This is a genomic window from Chitinophaga sp. 9-1-y, assembly GCF_059511905.2.
On the sequence record NZ_CM197955.1, the window covers coordinates 4,011,139 to 4,028,299 of the forward strand.

A 17,161-nucleotide genomic window follows, 5' to 3' on the forward strand; every position below is an offset into this window, starting at 1 on the left:
AATTTATAGTGTTCGTTTATAACCTAGTTCGGCGCCGCCGCTCACCGGCATCATACAACCGGTAACGAAGCGGGCATTATCGGATAACAGGAACGCACATACGCTGGCTATTTCTGTTGCTTCCGGGCAGTAGCCCAGGGCATGAATTTGGTCGAGGTATTGTTCCATGCGGGCGGGATCGGGCTGTTCCTGGTTCCATTGCCGCAACATGGGTGTCCATACGCCGGCAGGTGCTACTGCGTTGACCCGTATGCCATGCGGCGCATAGTCCAGCGCCATGGCTTTGGTAAGCGCATTAACAGCGCCTTTGGTACCTGCGTAGGCCGCATGCTGCTCCTGCCCTATTTCACCTACGAGGCTGCTGGTATTGAGAATGCAACCTTTGGATGCTTTCAGTGCAGCGATGCCGTGGCGGGTGGTATAGTAAATACTACGGATATTGACATTCATCAACAGGTCCCATTCGGCTTCTGTGGTATCTTCCAGCGGTTTCGCAGGACTGGCAACGCCGGCATTATTATGGATGGCATCCAGTCGCCCGTAAGTTTGCAGGGTGTTTTCAATGGCAGCCTGTACGGCGGTATTGTCTGCTACATTTGCCGCAATAAACAGGTGGGCAGCCCCCAGTTGTGCTTTCATCGTTTGCAAGGCTGCGGCATCTTTGTCGATCACCACTACGGTAGCTCCTTCTGCCACATAATTCAATGCACAGGCGGCTCCAATGCCGGATGCGCCTCCGGTGATCAACACTATTTTGTTCTTCAGTATCATCATTTCTATTGTTTCCGTGGAAAATATCCGAAATGCAGGATCGTTTAGCACCTGATTTCAAAAGTAATCATCGAAAAGGTAGGTCATCCCCGTCAAATTGACTTAAATAAACACTATTTTGACTTTAAGTAGGTTTTTCCCTATTTTAGGCTGATAATATGAAGCCATTTTTTGCTATAGCGGGCGACAAAGCCCTTGAGGAACGTGTATACCAGGTAAAGGAAATTACACAGCCTTACTTTTCTACCGAGTTTCATTTCCATGATGAATGCCAGCTGGTATACGTAGTGGAAAGTGCCGGACGCCGTATCATTGGTGACAACGTCGCTTATTTTGAAAGCGGGGAACTGATTTTTGTGGGGTCGGGTACGCCACACGTTTGGCACAATGAACAGAAATATTTCGAGGGACAAGATCAGTTGCAGGCACGATCGCTGGCCATGTATCTTTCACCGGATTTATTGCTGGAGCACCTGGCGCCTTTTGGCAATACCAGTCCTGTAAAAGCGTGGCTGAAGAAATCGCAGCGGGGCATTGAATTCTACGGCAAAGCTAAAGCGGAGATCCTGGCATTGATGCAGCAAATGCTGCAACAGCACGACCTTACGCAAACCATCACGTTTATGACATTGCTGCAAAAAATGATGTCGACCAAAGAATACCGGCTGTTGGCGGGTCCTAACTACGTGAACCTGTACAACGATAAAGATCAGTCACGGATGGATGATATCTTCAAATTCATTTTCCGTCATTTCAAAAGAGATATTCCTTTATCTGAAATAGCGGCGGTAGCAGGCATCAATGTGCATTCCTTTTGCCGCTTCTTCAAAAGCAGGACACAAAAATCCTTTACCCATTTCGTGAATGAATTAAGAATTGGCTACGCGTGCAGACTGTTGCAGGAAAAGGAAATGCCGATGATGGAACTATCGGCCAAATGCGGGTATAATAATACCACCCACTTTAACCGTTTCTTCAAAAAAATAAAAGGAAAAACACCCCGGGAATATAAAAAAGAGATCTCTCACATAGGATGATCAGAGCGGAGTTTGTCTTGGGACAGGATTAAACTGATTAGACTGATTTTATTTTTAAAGATTTTGGAAGATAGATAAACACATGACTCGTTCATCTTTACTAATCTTCCTAATCAAAAAAAATAAAATCAGTCTAATCAGTTTAATCCTGTCCCAAGACAAAATTCGCTTCGGTCATTCTTAGTACCCTTTAGTAGGTACAAGATTAGGATTGTTCCTTAGTTCCCTGCTGGGTATTGGGAACAGTAATTCTCTTTCTGTTAACACGGGGCCATAGGAAAATTTATGTCCCACATAGTTGTCGAATCCTTTCGTGCTCAGGTTAAATGCTTTGCGAAGGCGGACCATATCAAACCAGGTAACATTTTCAAAACATAGTTCATACCAGCGTTCCCGCCAGATGGCTTCTCTCAGCTGCTCTTTGGTGAGTCCTGTAAGGTTTGTCAGCCGCGCTCTTTTCCGCACCTGGTTTACGGCGTCATATACTGTTGCTCCTGGTCCGTTCACTTCATTGGTGGCCTCTGCATATACCAGCAGGATATCGGCATAGCGGATCAACGACCAGTTCAGATCGCTGTTGGCCGTAGATGTTTGCGCCGTTACATCAAAAAGCTTATACAGGAAAAAGCCTCCCAGGTCCACCTTTTGATTCCTGTCGTCCTGGTTGGTAAATTCAGTAAAAAAGAACTGTCCTTCTTTTGCGCGCCAATCTGCCGGATCGTATGATTTTACAAAGTCGGCTGTGGCATAGATACCGCCGGTTTCAGCAGAATACGCTGAGATATTTTTATTATAAGGAATAATCAACGACTGCCAGCTACCGGGAATCACCTGTGTTTTATACTGGATCATGAAAATATTTTCTTCCATATTTTTCTTAGCCGGGTTATGCAGGTCATAATACGTATCGAATAACTTAAACTGCTTCGAATCCAACACTTCGCCCGCTTTCTTAGCCGCCAGGTCGAAGTAGGGAGTTCCCTTTTGCAAAGGATACCCGGCCATGGTGAGATAGACTTTCGATAACAGCGATTTCACCGCGCCCAGGGATACTTTACCGCTGGCATCTGTCCAGGGAAGCCCGGCATTTTCTGCGGTGGTAAGATCGTCTACGATTAATTTATACACTTCTTCTGCGGTGGCCTGCTTAGGGCGTAGTTCGTCTGACTTCAGATCAACAGGTTTGGTGATTAAAGGAATATTACCAAACAACTGTACCAGGTTGAAATAGTACCAGGCCCGCAGGAAATAGGCTTCTCCCAATAGTCGTTTAGCTTCGGCCTTGTCCATATTAATGCCCGGGATCTTGGCGATAGAGAGGTTTGCATTGGTGATGCCTTTGTAGTAGTTTCTCCAGTAATTTTCGCCGTAGGCATTATCTGCGGTATTGTGCAGGTCTTTTATGTAATAGCTGTTCACTGCCTGTCCCAGATCAGTGGCAGCCTGTCCGGTGGCAAATTCCGTCATGGTCCAGGCAGCACCGCCAAAATCCCCGCTCATAGGGTCCCGCAGACTGGCGTAGATAGCATTAACAGAACTTCTGGCATGCTCAGGTTTTGTGAAGTAGGTATCTTCTGTATAATTGCTGGGATCTGTTTCATCCAGGAATTTCCGGCAACCCGTCAGGCATAATGCCCCTGTTACCATTACCAGCAGTCCGTATTTTATGATTGTCGATTTCATGATTTTCATTTAAACGGTGGTATAATATTATAATCCAATATTCAGTCCCAGCATAAATACTCTTGGTTTGGGATAGTCGTACAAAGTCAGCCCCTGGTCGAAAGGAGAGCTGGAATTGGATACTTCAGGATCATAGCCTTTGAATTTAGTAACCAGGAAGAAGTTCTGTACAGACGCATATACCCGGAGGCGACTGAGTTTCATGGCTGACACGGTTTTTGATGGAAACACGTAAGCCAGCAGCAGGTTACGGCCACGGATAAACGAACCGTCTGTTACTTTATGGCTATCGTTATTGGTTGTATAATACGCATTGATGGGGCGTATCTGTGCTATCTGGGTGTTCTGGTTCGTTTCTGTCCAGGCATTCAGCACTGTTTTATAACTGTTGGCAATGCCCTGCCGGTCTTCCGCAGAATGTATACTGCGGTCGAGTACATCGTTGCCATACATAAACTGTAAATCCACCGTAAGTGACCAGGCTTTGTACTGGAATGTATTCAGGAAGGTGCCATACCCGTCAGGGATCCCTTTACCGATGATGACGCGGTCGAGGTCATTAATGATACCATCGCTGTTGATGTCTTTGTATTTGATGTCACCGGGCAACATATTATACTTTTTGGCTTCTTCGGCTTCCTTGCTGCCCCAGGTTCCCAGGGTTACTCTTCCAAAGAAAGAGCCCACCGGCTCTCCTACGCGGATTACGCCGTTGCCCATGAGGATATCGCCATTCGCCAATGCCAGTACTTTGTTTTTATTAACGGAAATATTGAAGGTGGTACTCCAGGAGAAGTGCTCGGTCTGGATGTTCGTGGAGTTGATACCAAACTCAATTCCTTTATTCTCCATACTACCTATATTAGAGAAAATCTTGTCGCGGCCGGTAGTATATGGCAGCGGGGCATCCAGCAGCATGCCATCCACTTTCCTGTGATAGAGATCCAGTTCCAGGTTCAGCCGGTTGCTGAATAATCCCAGCTCCATACCGAAATCGATCTGTTTGGTTTTCTCCCACTGCAATCCCGGGTTGGCGATACGATCCACTCCTACACCCGAATTACGTGCGCCTCCAAAAATAACGCTATAGTTTCCCAGCCCTGCCAACGCGCGATAGGCCGGTATTTCAGAGTTACCTGTAGCACCATAGCTGGCACGTAGTTTCAGGTTAGAGATCACAGGGATCTGCTTCATAAAATTTTCTTCCGTTACTCTCCATGCCAGTGCAGCAGAAGGGAAGAAAGCAAACTGGTTATCCCGTCCAAATTTTGAAGAGCCATCCATACGGCCGGTGAAGGTGACTAAATACCGGTTGCGGAAGCCATAGTTAACGCGGCCGAAATAAGAATTGAGTCCGTTGGCAATTCCTACTGAGGAAGGTGGCTGCGGGCTGGAGCCGGCACCGAGGTTATAATATCTATAGTAAGAATCCGTAAAGCCTTCCGTATTGGCCTGGTTTTCAAAACGGTCGATATGTTGCCAGGATACCCCTGCCATTGCATTTAACGAATGTACTTTGGCAAAGTCGCGGGTGTAGGTCAGGTAGTTTTCAAATTGCCAGGAGTTATACCGGTTATTATTAACGGAGGCATTCCCGTTATCAGAGATATACTGCATGCCTTTGGCGGCAAAATAATCTTCCCGTTGATTAATGATGTTTACCCCAACAGTAGATTTCAATTCCAGTCCCGGCGCCAGGTGTACATTGGCAAATATATTTCCCAGCAAGGTTTGCGTATGCAGGATAGAGATCCTGTCTGCCGCCACTCTCAGGGGATTGTCTCCTCCTTCCATGCCAGGATAATCCCGGTTGCTGGCCCATGTTCCATCAGCGTATTTTACCGGTATGATAGGTAATGCTTCCAATACCTGGCGCATCATAGTGATACCACCACCGTCTAACTGGTCCACCTGTTTTTCGCGTTGATCGGTGTAGCTCAATGTTCCACCAATCTTTAACCAGTCTTTTATTTTACTATCGAAAACAACGCGACCGGCGTACCTGTCCTGCCACGAGCCTCTTGCCAGTCCTTCCTGGGTACGGTAATTCAGGAAAGCGCCGATACTTCTTCTTTCATCGCCATCAGTAAATCCGAGCTGATGATTTTGGGTAAAGGCTTTCTGGAATGATTCATCCTGCCAGTCTGTGTCGTATAGCGGGTTTCCCTGCGAATCGAATAATTTGGGGTTGGTACGCTTCTTCTTTGGATCTGTGTATTTGGTACCGGTGGCCCATCCAACGGGATCATATTTTTGTGCGTTGGCATAGGCCAGGTCTTCCACGGCTAAAAACTCCTTTGCATTCAGCAACGCCAGTTTCCGTGGCAGCACACCTATGCTGAAGTCCGGATCGTAGGTGATCCGCCCACCGTTTGAAGTGCCTCTTTTGGTGGTAACGAGGATGACCCCATTGGCCCCGCGAGCACCATAGATAGCGGTAGAGGAAGCATCTTTCAATACCTCGATAGATGCAATGTCGTTAGGATTGAGATAATCAATAGGCGTACTTCCATTACGTAAGTCTACCGGGTTCAGTATCACCCCATCTATTACATACAACGGATTATTAGACACGCTGAGAGAGCTGGATCCACGGATGCGGATATTGGCTCTGCCGCCCGGGCGTCCCGAGTTTGACGATACGTTTACGCCCGTAACGCGACCGGATAAACTTTGGTTCAACGACGATGCAGGGCGTTCCTGCAGTGCTTCCGCCTTCACCGTACCTACTGCGCCGGTGAGATCCGATTTCTTTGTGGTACCATATCCCACTACCACTACCTCATCTATTTTTCTTACCTGTGGTACCAGGTTGATCACCATATCCGTTGCCGTTACCTTTACCTCCTGCGTGACATAACCTATATAAGAAATAAGTAGTACCGCATCATCAGGCACCCCTTTAATGGTAAACCTGCCGTCGCCATCTGTGGTAGTTGCTTTGTCGACGTTCTTTACTTTTATGCTCACACCGGGTACTCCTACTCCATTCTCTTCCAGCACGCGCCCATGAACGTCTATGAGAAAGGGCGCTTTTGCATGGAGCTGGGTAGTAATTCCCAACAAAAGGGCCAGAGCCGTATAAATGATTTTCTGGCGTAACGCCATCAGCTTGAAAGTTACCGTGGAAAACTGTTTCATAATTAAAAAATTATCAGGTGAAATTTTATTCCGGATAAATGATTAAGCTACATTTCCATAAAACAAACGGGCGCTATAATAATGGCTTCTATCGCTGCCCTATAACACGTGGATTTAATCAATAGCCTGTCAAAAGATGATCGGCTTACTTATCGGTGGATCATCCAGGGATCGTCGCCCCACACACAGGAACACCCCTGCTCACCACATACAGTTTTAATAATTTTTCCTGGCTGATGGCCATATACCAATGATTAACAATTAGGCATCCTAACAATATAAAATATCCAAACAAGTGATCATTACAATATTACTTGCTCAAGAAAGTAGTAATTCCCCTCAGGTACCGGCGCTACAACGCAGCTGCCGGTACCCGGGGGCGGGTTATTTCTTTTCCATGGGATGTACTTTCAGCAGCTCTTCCGGAGAATAGAAGTCTTTCTTATTTTCTATGGCCTTTCTTACCTGTTTTACTTTTTCGGGAGAAACTGCTGTTGCTGAATTGCCGAATGAGTTCCGGACATAGGTTAATACGGCGGCGATTTCCTCATCTTTCAGCAGGCTGCCAAAAGGTGTCATGGGCACCTGTCCGGGGTATGCCTTATTATTTACTTCAATGGGTCCCATGATTCCTTTCATTACCAGTTTGATTAGCCGTTCATCATTGCCGGTTACCCAGGCAGAACCTGCAAGCGGAGGGAACCCGGAATCGGGTAATCCTTTGCCATCCGGCTGATGACAGGTCCTGCAATAGCCTTCTATGGAATAGATTTTTTGTCCCTGGTTAAACAGTGCCAGTTCAGTGCCTTTTAGTTTGGTAGTAGTGCTATTCTCTTCTTTTTCTTTTACATTCTCTCCTTCCAGGTGAGCTACGGCAGTTTCATAGGCGTGGACCATCCATTCATCTAACGGCATTTTTTTAGCTGCTGCCAAAATGGGGAGTCCTTTTTCTTTGCCTATCCATGAAGCGGCCACTATGGCCATGAGGCGTACACGGCTATTTTCATCCTGTGCCGCCTGCATCAACAGATCGGCCTGGTCTTTTACCTGGTGGCCGGTGTAGCGTACTACCTCTACCGCGGCTGCCCGTGCATGATAATCTTTGGCTTTCAGTACTTGTCGTAACAGGTCCTGGTCTACCCTATCCAATCCCCAGCTTACCCAAAGGGCTTCCAGCAGATGATGGTCATACCGTGGATCGGTTTTGTCCAGCTGCGCTACCCAGGTTTTCAGTTTGGCCAGTACCTGTGCGCTGTCGCGTCCTCTGAGCTCCCGGCGGGTTCTGTAGCGGGTTCTGTATTCCGGTACTTTGAGATTATCCAGCAGTTCTTCTATACCAGCGCCAGCGATATGTGCTGGTTTCACCAATGGTTTTGCCGGGTAAGTGATGCGGTATATTCTTCCATGTGAATGATCTCTCAATGGATCCCGGGCATTGTGTTGCATATGTCCGATAAGGATATTGTGCCAGTCGATGACGTATAAAGAGCCGTCTGGTGCGAACTCCAAGTCTACCGGGCGGAAATTCGGATCTTCGCTCACCAGCAGGTCCATGCGGTGATGACTTTTATAACCGGTTCCATCATCTACGAGTGTATGTTCTTTTGTGCCCAGGAAACCGATGGTATTGTTGATCAGGAAATCGCCCTGCAATGAATCCGGGAAATGCCGGCTGGATACGAACTCCAGGCCAGAGGTGGGCCGTACTTTATGTTTCTCTTCTATCAGCTGAATCGACTTATGTGTATGCTGGCCATATTTGGGTAGCACGGTTCCAGGCAGCATCCAGCGCATATCCGGGCTGGATGTTTCCGCAAAAAATGGTTGCCCCCAGTCATCAAAAGCGATGCCCCATGGATTGGGAATCTGCAATTGCGCAGTGCGTTCCAGTTTATGGCGACGGGGATCAAACCGGTAAAAGCCGCCATTAGACGCGCGGATAGTACCATAAGATGTTTCTACGTGCGTATGGAGGAACACACCTTCTCCTGAATAGATGGCGCCAGATGGATCGGCGGTGAAGGCGTGACTGCTATGGTGTGTATCGTGATCATCAAAGCCGCTCAACAGGATTTCTTCTTTATCTGCTTTATCATCGCCATCTGTATCGATTAATATTTTAAGATTGGTTCCTTGTGCCACATACACGCCTTCCGGCGCAATTTCAAACCCGATGGGCAAATGCAGCCCCTGGGCGAAGATGGTTTCTTTGTCGGCCTTCCCATCATTGTCGGTATCTTCCAGGATAATAATTTTATCATCAGGCTTTGCATCGCCTGGTTTATAGTGCGGGTAACTCGGCATTACCGCTACCCATAGCCTGCCTTTGTTGTCGAACGACATCTGCATGGGTTTAGCCAGGTCGGGGAATTGCGCTTCAGAAGCAAAGAGCTCCACTTTGAATCCGGGAGGTACTTTCAGCTTATGTACGGCTTCGGCACCACTGAGATACCGCAGGCTGCCATTCTTCGTATTAGCGGGATTATAATTGGTTTTAACAGCCGGTAATACTTTGGTGTTCTTATCGGCAGCAGCAATATCCATTTTTGTTCCTTTGGAAGCGGCCAGCCAAACGGCGGTATCCCGGATGGCAGTCATTTGCCGGATTTTTTCTATTTCTGCGGGGTAATTATCAGGTCCATACGGATCATAACGACGCCCAAATACATGCACACCGTTAGGGATTTTATAATCGTTGAGCCACATCCAGTTTTTTTCTTTCACCGCATCATGCACTAATGCCCTGTTTGTTTCCGCCCTGGGAGCTGCTTTGCCGAAGATCTGGTCTACCAGCAGCAGACCGAGCTTCCTGTAACCCGCTTCGTTCAATTGAGAACCATCGATAGTCAGTTGCTCTTTCGTATCCTTATACCATTGTTGTGAAGGGGTAAAAGCATCTACAAACAGTACCTGGTTGGCAGCGGCTACTTCTTTCATAGCAGCGGTATATAGCGCGAGGTTTTCATTTTCCCTGCGGCCATCCGGCAGATCATATTTGTCGGAAAGATTTTCGAAAGCAATGGGTGAAACCAGGGCCAACTGGGGCGTACTGGTTCCGTTATATTTTTGTTTCCGTGTCCATTTTATAAAGGCATCTAATTCTGCTTTATAATTGTCCAATCCCTCTTTTCCTTCAAACGATTCACTGTATCCGAAAAAGGCAATAATCACATCTGTTTTGAGACGGGTGAGCCATTGATCAGGTGTTTCAAAACGGCCCTGGCTGGGATTATCCATGCTGGCCACTTCTTTTGCCAGTTCCGGGCGGAATTTTTCTGCCCCGGGAAATGCCCATGGTGTATTCCTTCCCGCATGTGGACGGAAGCCCGGCGTTTCACCACCATCGCACATATTGCGGATGTGAAGTTGGTAGTCCGGGTAACGAACATATAATTCCGTTTCAAAATTGTCGTAATAGGTCATTCTCGATCCCAGGTTGCCACCAATCAGGGAAATATGTGCGTCTTTGGAAACCGTGAGCGGCGGGAGCGCCTTGGGCTTACAGGCAGACAGTATCATTATTGCCAATAGGATGGACATCAACGGTACGCGGGTACCGATTTTAAATACGCTGAACATCTTGAATAATTTTTTGCAGGAATCAGGAAACGTTATCTACTCATTTGGCCACACGGTAAGGTACCTGTATATCCATTCTGCCTTTCCATTTTCGAGGTACTTTAAGTCCCAGTTCATAGTGAATAGCGTTGATCACTAATCGCTGGAAGGATGTTTGCTGGAAGTCTTCCGGATGGCCCATTGTGGTCATAAATACGCGGCCGCCGAAGCTATTGGTACCTGTCCATGCCACTGGGTTTTCGATGGCTGCTTTGTCCGGGTTCACCGCCTTGCCCATCAGCAACCAGGTGGAGCCTTTTGTTGGATAGTCGGGTAATACGCGGTACAGCCAGGAGCGGACGTGAAAATTCTTCGCCACACCTGTTAAAATCGGGTTATTCGCCTGTCCAGGAATAATACTTACATCGGTACTACTTTCATGGCCGTAATGTGTATGTTTGGCGGCACCACCCCATCCGGGAGGCGCGTTTAAAGCAAATTCGCCAAAGGCATTCCATTTCTCGCTGGCATGCCCTTCCGGAAAATGAAAGGCGTGGGTGGTGGTACGAAATCCCATTACCGGCTTTCCGCTTTTCAGGTAGGCTTCAATATGTGCCAGCTGATCGGGCGGCAGTCTGCGCCAACGTAAAAAGAAAACTGCCAGATCTGCATGATCCAGCGCCTCCAGACCCGGAATATTTTCCTCGCTGTTATAATCCGGCGCAGCTTTGAGCACGATTGTTTTCATACCATAATCTTTCTCCAATGCAGCGGCTATCAGCGGCAAAGTTTCCTCACTGCTATACTCATGATCGCCGGTAACGAAAACCACCAGTGGCTGCTTCTTCTGAGCAGATTGCGCGAAAAGTGTAATACTGGCACTTACCAGGAGCAATAAACAAAAGCAAATTTTTCTCATTGTACAGCGTTTATTGGCTATCGTTTTTTATTATTTGTTACTGCCGACAGTGCGTGGCTATTATAAATACTTTTAGGATCGGGACTTTTGCCTGTCAGCACGGCGATGACATTGCCCACCGTGAGCTGGCAGATTTTTTTATAGGTTTCAATGGTTAAACTCCCGGAATGCGGTGTAATAATAGCGCGCGGATGTTGTGCTACCGGGAGCGACTGCACGGGTGGTTCCTCGGGCAATACGTCGGCTGCATAGCCCGAAATTCTGTGTGTGTTCAAGGCATTCAGTAACGCCATGTGGTCCACCAGTGCTCCTCTTGCGGTGTTTATCAGCCATGCATTCCGTTTCATCTGATGCAGCTGCTCCCTTCCTATGATGTCCCTGGTTTCGTTATTCAATGGGAGGTGCAGGCTCACTACATCTGACTGTTGTAATAATTCTTCCATCTCCATCCGCTTATAGGGCACCTCGTGGACAGATCTGCTCCAATATAACACCTCCATACCAAAGGCTTCAGCGAGTCGGGCTACCCGTTGACCGATGTTTCCCATTCCTAATATGCCAAGCGTTTTGCCGTTCAGCTCATCGCCGGTATATTGATTACGCCAGCCCCAGTTGTTTTGCTTCACTTCAAAAACGGATGTATACATATTACGGATGCCCATTAGCATCAGGCTCAGCGTATGTTCGGCCATGGTGGCGGTGTTACTGCCGGGCGCATTGATCACCAAAACACCGCGTGCCGTAGCAGCGGCCACGTCTACATTATCCAGGCCTATGCCACACCGGGCCACTACCTCCAGTTGCGGGCAGGCATCTATCAATGGTTGATTGATCAACCCTTTTCCACGGGTAATAATAGCATGAATATTTCCATGCGTCAACGCCACCTGCAAACCGGTATCATCATATCCTGTAAATACATGCACGGCTGCCTGCAGATCCTGTAATGCTTCTTCCGCAACTGTTTCCAGTAGCAATACATTTTTTCTCATCTGTTATTTATGATATAAAGTAGCATCGTCAGACCGGTAACCCCTGAAATCATTCCTGTTGGAAACATACAACCCTTCTTCATACAACTCATCGGTCAATATCCGTGGATCAATATCTTCACCCGGTTTGGAAGAAATTTCCACCAGGTTACCGGCAGGATCGCGCACAAACATCTGCATGGCGCCATCGGGTAGTTTTCTCACCTTTCCCCAGGGATGAACATCAATTACATTCAACTCCTTCATGCGGAAAAAAATGCTGTTAAAATCATCCACCTGTACACAGATATGCCCCCGGAAAGAGGTGGTATCTTCCCACTCGGAAATATGCAATTGTTGTTCTTCATTAAATTTGAAAAACATCACCGGATAATCAAATCTAAAGGCAGCCAGTGGCTCCAGACCTAATTCCTGCTGATAGAACGCTCCTGCTTTTTCCAGGTTATCAACGATCAGCGTAACGTGGTTAATTTTAAGTGCTTTAGCCATACATTATTATTTTCAGGTACGCTTCTAAACTTTTTGTGTAAACTCCTGTACAAAATCCCAATTGGGACTTACTCCCAGTCCAGGCGCTGTGGGTGCAGATATTACACCATCTGTTACCGTAATTTGTTCATTTATCAATTCATACATCATAGGATTCCCCCCAAGAGAAAACTCGATAATAGTGGCAGCAGATGCCGCAAATGCCACGTTCAGTCCTGCCATAAAAGAGAAGCCTGATCCCCAGCAATGTGGCGCCAACTCCAGTTGATGTACACTCGCCAGGTGCGATACACGGGCCGCTTCCGAAATACCGCCAATGATAGCAGCATCTGGCTGTATTACATCAATGGCCCTGATATCCAGCAGTTCCTTAATATCAAAACTGGTGTATTCACTTTCCCCTGCGGCAATAGGAATATCTGTTGCCGCCCTCACTTCGGCTGTTCCAATCCGGTTATCCGGATTGATAGGCTCTTCAAACCAATGAAGGTTACAATCTTTTACACCGCGGCAGAATTGCTTCGCTTCCGGCACGCTAAAAGTACCGTGTGCATCCGCCATTAACTTAATGTCAGGTCCCAGTGCAGCCCTGGCAGCTTTCACTCTTTCTATACTATTTTGTACGGTGTGATCCATTACGCCTACACGCATTTTAACTGCGCGGAATCCTTTGCTGACATAACCATTCAACTGTGCACCGATATTGGCGGCATCGGCCCAGCCACCACTGGCATAGGCAGGCATCGTATCCCGGCAGGCACCACCCAGCAAATCCATCACAGGTACTTGCAGCATTTTTCCTTTCAAGTCCCACAGCGCCGTATCAATGCCGCTCATTGCAGATATCGTTAGTCCTCTCCTGCCCAGTACCGGGAATTTACGGCCCCTCGACAATGCATAGTGATCACGTGTTCCATTATACATTTCTTCCCAGCAACGGGTAATATCTTTCACCCTTTTACCGACCAAAGCAGGTTTTAATTCAGTCTCGATACAATTGACAATAGAAGCACACCCTCCTGAAGATCCCACAGCAGCCTTAGCTTCGCCAAATCCCTGCAAGCCGTCTTCTGTGGTAATTACCACCAAAGTCATATCAAAGTTTGCCAGTAACCCATAGTCCGATGTATGTTGTTTTTCCTTGGCAACGGGACAACGCAACCAAAATGCCTCTACATTAGCTATTTTCATCTGTTCTTTAAATAAGTTTTGATAATGTATTAAATGACCGGGTTGTTAGCATGGTATAAAACGCCTCCGTAACAGCATTGCTGCCATGATCCACCAGGAATTTCTCCTGTTCCGGAGAAAGATGCTCAGGATTGTTATCAATCGCATCCGGGTAAGGGTTAGCTGGTGTACGATCCAATGAGGCACAGAACTCTACCGAAAGCACATCGTCATAGTTAATCTCTCTCAGGGTAGCTACAATCTTTTCCCAGTTAAGATGTCCCATGCCGGGCGCCATCCGGTTATTATCCGCCACATGAAAGCCTACCAGCTTACCTTTGGCTTTCCTGATGGAGGCAAACATATCTTCCTCCTCCATATTCATATGAAAAGTGTCGAGGCAAACACCGCAATGCGGTCCTACGGCTTCCGCCAGCACCAGGGCCTGTTCTGCCCTGTTGATGAAATAAGTTTCAAAGCGGTTAATGGGCTCAATGCCCAACAATATGCCAGCAGCCTCACTATAACTGTAAATTTCTTTCAGTGCTTCTACTGCCCATTTCCATTCTTCTTCCGGTCTTCCGTCAGGTATAATTTTCCCTACTGTTCCGGGCACCACTGATACCATGTGACCATCCAGCTCCTTTACCATCTTTACTACATCTTTCACGTATTGTATGGACCTGTCACGTTGGGCTTCATCGCGGGCCAGCAGGTTACGTTCTCCCAGCATTAATGTTACAGAACCCCAGCAAGACAAACCATGGTTCTTCATTAGCTTCCTGATGTGTTGGGTATTATACTCCTGCGGGTTGCCGGCAATTTCAAGCCTGGTATATCCAAGTGACGCCACCCGTTGTATGGTTGTTTCAATCGATTCGGGCCTCATCCAATTGTGTATCGCTAGTTCCATAACGTGTCAGGTTTATTAAAAATAGAATGGGTTTAGATGCATACAAGTACCGCTGTTAATATACCGGTTTGGCAGCATATTGCTATCCAGGTGGGTTCATAACGGGAATGTTTTAAAATCATCGTTGCCTTACAAATTTATTCCGCATACCGTTGAAATAAAAGTACTTCATTTGCAGAATATTGATACTATATTTACCATAATCACCACTTTAACGGTTATAAAATAAATAGTGTACTAAATTTCACATTATGAAAGTGGCTTACCGGCATATCTCCGCACCTGAAAAAAGCAGCACTACTACATTACCTTACCGGCACATCTCCACGCCGGAAGACGCCAGCTTTGTGATCAAAGAATTTTGTCAGCCGCGTTTCACCAATACCTTTCACTTTCACCATGGGCACGAATTAATCCTGGTGGTAAGAAGTTCAGGGAAAGTATATGCCGGTAACAAGGTGATGAATTTTAATGAGGGAGAGATTTATATGTTTGGTCCCGGGCTGGTGCATTGTTTTTGTAATGACAATGCTGCCAGTGGCAGCGATGAAGAACTAGCCCACGCCATCATTGTACAGTTTTCCGAGGATTTTCTTGGCAAAGACTTCTTCGACAAACTGGAATTAAAAAAAATAAAAGACCTCATGCAGCTCTCGGAACATGGCCTGCAATTCCGGAAAATACCTGCTGCCCTCCGTCACCTGTTTTTCGAGTTTCAGCCTAACCAGCAAATGAAAAACCTGATCCTGCTGTTACAGCTGTTAGATGATCTTTCATTGCAGGACCGGGACCATCTGTCGCTATTAACTGAAGATCTCCGGAAAATACATTATAAGGATGCCGACTCCAAAAAACTGACGGGCATCTTTAAATATGTGCTGGAAAACTACCACCAGCAGGTAGATAGCAAATCCGCTGCGTCACTGGCCTGCATGAGTGAGGCTGCCTTTTGCCGCTACTTCAAAAGAAGAACGGGTAAAACCTTTTCGCAATTTGTGAATGAAACGAGGATTAGCCACGCTACGAAACTGTTGATCGGCACAGACCAGTCTATCGCCGATATCTGCTATGCCTGCGGGTTTGATAACATTTCCTATTTCAACCGGCAGTTCAAAATTTACCAGGAACAGTCACCCCGGGAATATCGCAAAGCATTTGAGGAGAGTAATGCCACTACTCCAAGCTTCCGGCTAACCTGACCATCTAAAATGATTCATTTATATCAGTGACGGCTATACGTGAAATGACCGCATCCGCTTTGGTTATTCGCTCACCAGGAAATGTACGATCCTTGTTACAGCGGTTGCTTCACCGGTTTCTATGGTCAGGACATGTTTTCCAGGCGCCAGGTCATCGCCCAGGATCAGGTACCAGGGTAAGTAGAGACTTTTGCTCCATTGGGTGCGGATATCTTTCGTTTGTGCGGGACCGTTATCAATGTGGTAAGTGATCACACCGGCGTCTGGTCCGGACAGGACATTAATACCAATAGTACGGCCGGTGAAAGGAAAGGTTACAGTGGCACGCGCTTTTTCGGATACCAGCATGGGCACTTTCACAAAGCCTTCCCGCGTAGGCACCTTGTCGGCCGGCTCCCATGACTCCACCACGGTGAAACCATTTTTGCCGGTAGCCAGGTGTACGTCGGCATAGTTGCCCTTTTCATAATTCAACGGATCTGCCGGAGCGGGAAGTTTAACTACCACCGGGCGTTTGGGCACCGGTCTGCTGAAATCACTTGCCAACAAACGTTTGATGGCATTGAAATAAATATTTTGTCCGAAGGGAGATGGATGCAGATCTTTAAAATCATCTTTCCAGTTAAACTCACCGGCATCAATGCGGGTAGTTATCTCTTTGGCGAGGTTAATAAAAGGCAGGTGGTACTTTTTGGCGAGATCGTCGTGTACCTTTACTTCCAGGGGAATTTTACCGGCGTGGTAATCTGCCATTTTATCTTCATCCACAAAAGCCATCAGCACAATACTGACATTAGGATTAACGCGGAGCGCGTGGCGGATAATACCTTCCATCGCTCTTCGCTGGGTAATTTCGTTGGTGCCGTTTACATGGTCGTTCACCGCTGCCTCTATAAAAAGCAAATCTGTTTGTCCTTTATCTGCTACATCCTGTTTAAAACGGAAGGCATGGGGCAAACTGCCTAAAGATGGGATACCAGCATTAATATACCGGAAAGCCGTTCCAGGCCAGGTAGCCGACAAATACGCACACACTTTGCTGCGCCAGCCTTCCATATTGGTAATAGAGCCGCCCAAAAACGTGACCGTAGCTTTATGGCCGGCACTGATGTGATACAAGGCATTATCGAGGTGGCCATAGGATGTTATAAAAGGTTCCTGCGCCCGGGTAGTAACAGTAACGGCTATACTTAGCAGCAGCCATGCGATTTTTTTCATCATATCATTGTTGGTTCTGTGGTATGGAAGTACCGGCTGATCATAACGATTCCGTAAATATAGTCGTCTAT

The 17,161-nt window shown here is 47.0% G+C and carries 12 protein-coding genes; 2 read left to right on the forward strand and 10 right to left on the reverse strand.

Features of this window, described 5'->3' with window-relative positions; all coding sequences use genetic code 11:
• Positions 1-3: 3 nt before the first annotated feature.
• Positions 4-774, reverse strand: coding sequence for an SDR family oxidoreductase (locus AC5ZC7_RS15685; RefSeq protein ID WP_496157979.1), 771 nt, complete (start codon positions 772-774; stop codon positions 4-6).
• A 155-nt stretch (positions 775-929) separates the two neighbouring features.
• Here AC5ZC7_RS15685 and AC5ZC7_RS15690 point away from each other — a divergent pair, with 155 nt between their 5' ends.
• Positions 930-1,808, forward strand: a complete 879-nt coding sequence (locus AC5ZC7_RS15690) for a helix-turn-helix domain-containing protein (RefSeq protein WP_496157978.1) — start codon at positions 930-932, stop codon at positions 1,806-1,808.
• Positions 1,809-1,988: 180 nt separating this feature from the next.
• Here AC5ZC7_RS15690 and AC5ZC7_RS15695 read toward each other — a convergent pair whose 3' ends face one another.
• From AC5ZC7_RS15695 to AC5ZC7_RS15730, 8 genes are all read right to left on the reverse strand, one after another.
• On the reverse strand, positions 1,989-3,491 hold the full coding sequence (locus tag AC5ZC7_RS15695; protein ID WP_496157977.1) for a RagB/SusD family nutrient uptake outer membrane protein: 1,503 nt from the start codon (positions 3,489-3,491) through the stop codon (positions 1,989-1,991).
• A 27-nt stretch (positions 3,492-3,518) separates the two neighbouring features.
• Positions 3,519-6,632 (reverse strand): SusC/RagA family TonB-linked outer membrane protein, encoded by a 3,114-nt coding sequence (locus AC5ZC7_RS15700; protein ID WP_496157976.1) that lies wholly within the window; start codon positions 6,630-6,632, stop codon positions 3,519-3,521.
• A 384-nt stretch (positions 6,633-7,016) separates the two neighbouring features.
• Entirely contained in the window at positions 7,017-10,211 is a 3,195-nt protein-coding gene (locus AC5ZC7_RS15705) for a PVC-type heme-binding CxxCH protein (protein WP_496157975.1), read from the reverse strand.
• Positions 10,212-10,251: 40 nt separating this feature from the next.
• The gene (locus AC5ZC7_RS15710) at positions 10,252-11,109 is read right to left on the reverse strand and encodes a ThuA domain-containing protein (protein ID WP_496157974.1); all 858 of its coding nucleotides are present in this window, start codon (positions 11,107-11,109) and stop codon (positions 10,252-10,254) included.
• Positions 11,110-11,126: 17 nt separating this feature from the next.
• On the reverse strand, positions 11,127-12,101 hold the full coding sequence (locus AC5ZC7_RS15715) for an NAD(P)-dependent oxidoreductase (RefSeq protein WP_496157973.1): 975 nt from the start codon (positions 12,099-12,101) through the stop codon (positions 11,127-11,129).
• A 3-nt stretch (positions 12,102-12,104) separates the two neighbouring features.
• Complete coding sequence (locus AC5ZC7_RS15720) at positions 12,105-12,590, reverse strand: VOC family protein (protein ID WP_496157972.1); 486 nt, start codon at positions 12,588-12,590, stop codon at positions 12,105-12,107.
• A 24-nt stretch (positions 12,591-12,614) separates the two neighbouring features.
• Positions 12,615-13,781: an enolase C-terminal domain-like protein gene (locus AC5ZC7_RS15725; protein WP_496157971.1), complete on the reverse strand. Its 1,167-nt coding sequence runs from the start codon at positions 13,779-13,781 to the stop codon at positions 12,615-12,617.
• A gap of 7 nt (positions 13,782-13,788) precedes the next feature.
• Positions 13,789-14,673: a TIM barrel protein gene (locus tag AC5ZC7_RS15730; protein WP_496157970.1), complete on the reverse strand. Its 885-nt coding sequence runs from the start codon at positions 14,671-14,673 to the stop codon at positions 13,789-13,791.
• Positions 14,674-14,924: 251 nt separating this feature from the next.
• On the opposite strand from AC5ZC7_RS15730, the gene AC5ZC7_RS15735 reads away from it, so the two are divergent.
• Positions 14,925-15,872: a helix-turn-helix domain-containing protein gene (locus AC5ZC7_RS15735; protein ID WP_496157969.1), complete on the forward strand. Its 948-nt coding sequence runs from the start codon at positions 14,925-14,927 to the stop codon at positions 15,870-15,872.
• Positions 15,873-15,935: 63 nt separating this feature from the next.
• Here the strand turns inward: AC5ZC7_RS15735 and AC5ZC7_RS15740 are convergent, their stop codons facing one another.
• Positions 15,936-17,093 carry a GDSL-type esterase/lipase family protein gene (locus AC5ZC7_RS15740; RefSeq protein ID WP_496157968.1) on the reverse strand — a complete coding sequence of 386 codons (1,158 nt, stop codon included), beginning with the start codon at positions 17,091-17,093 and terminating at the stop codon, positions 15,936-15,938.
• Between the last annotated feature and the right edge of the window lie 68 nt (positions 17,094-17,161).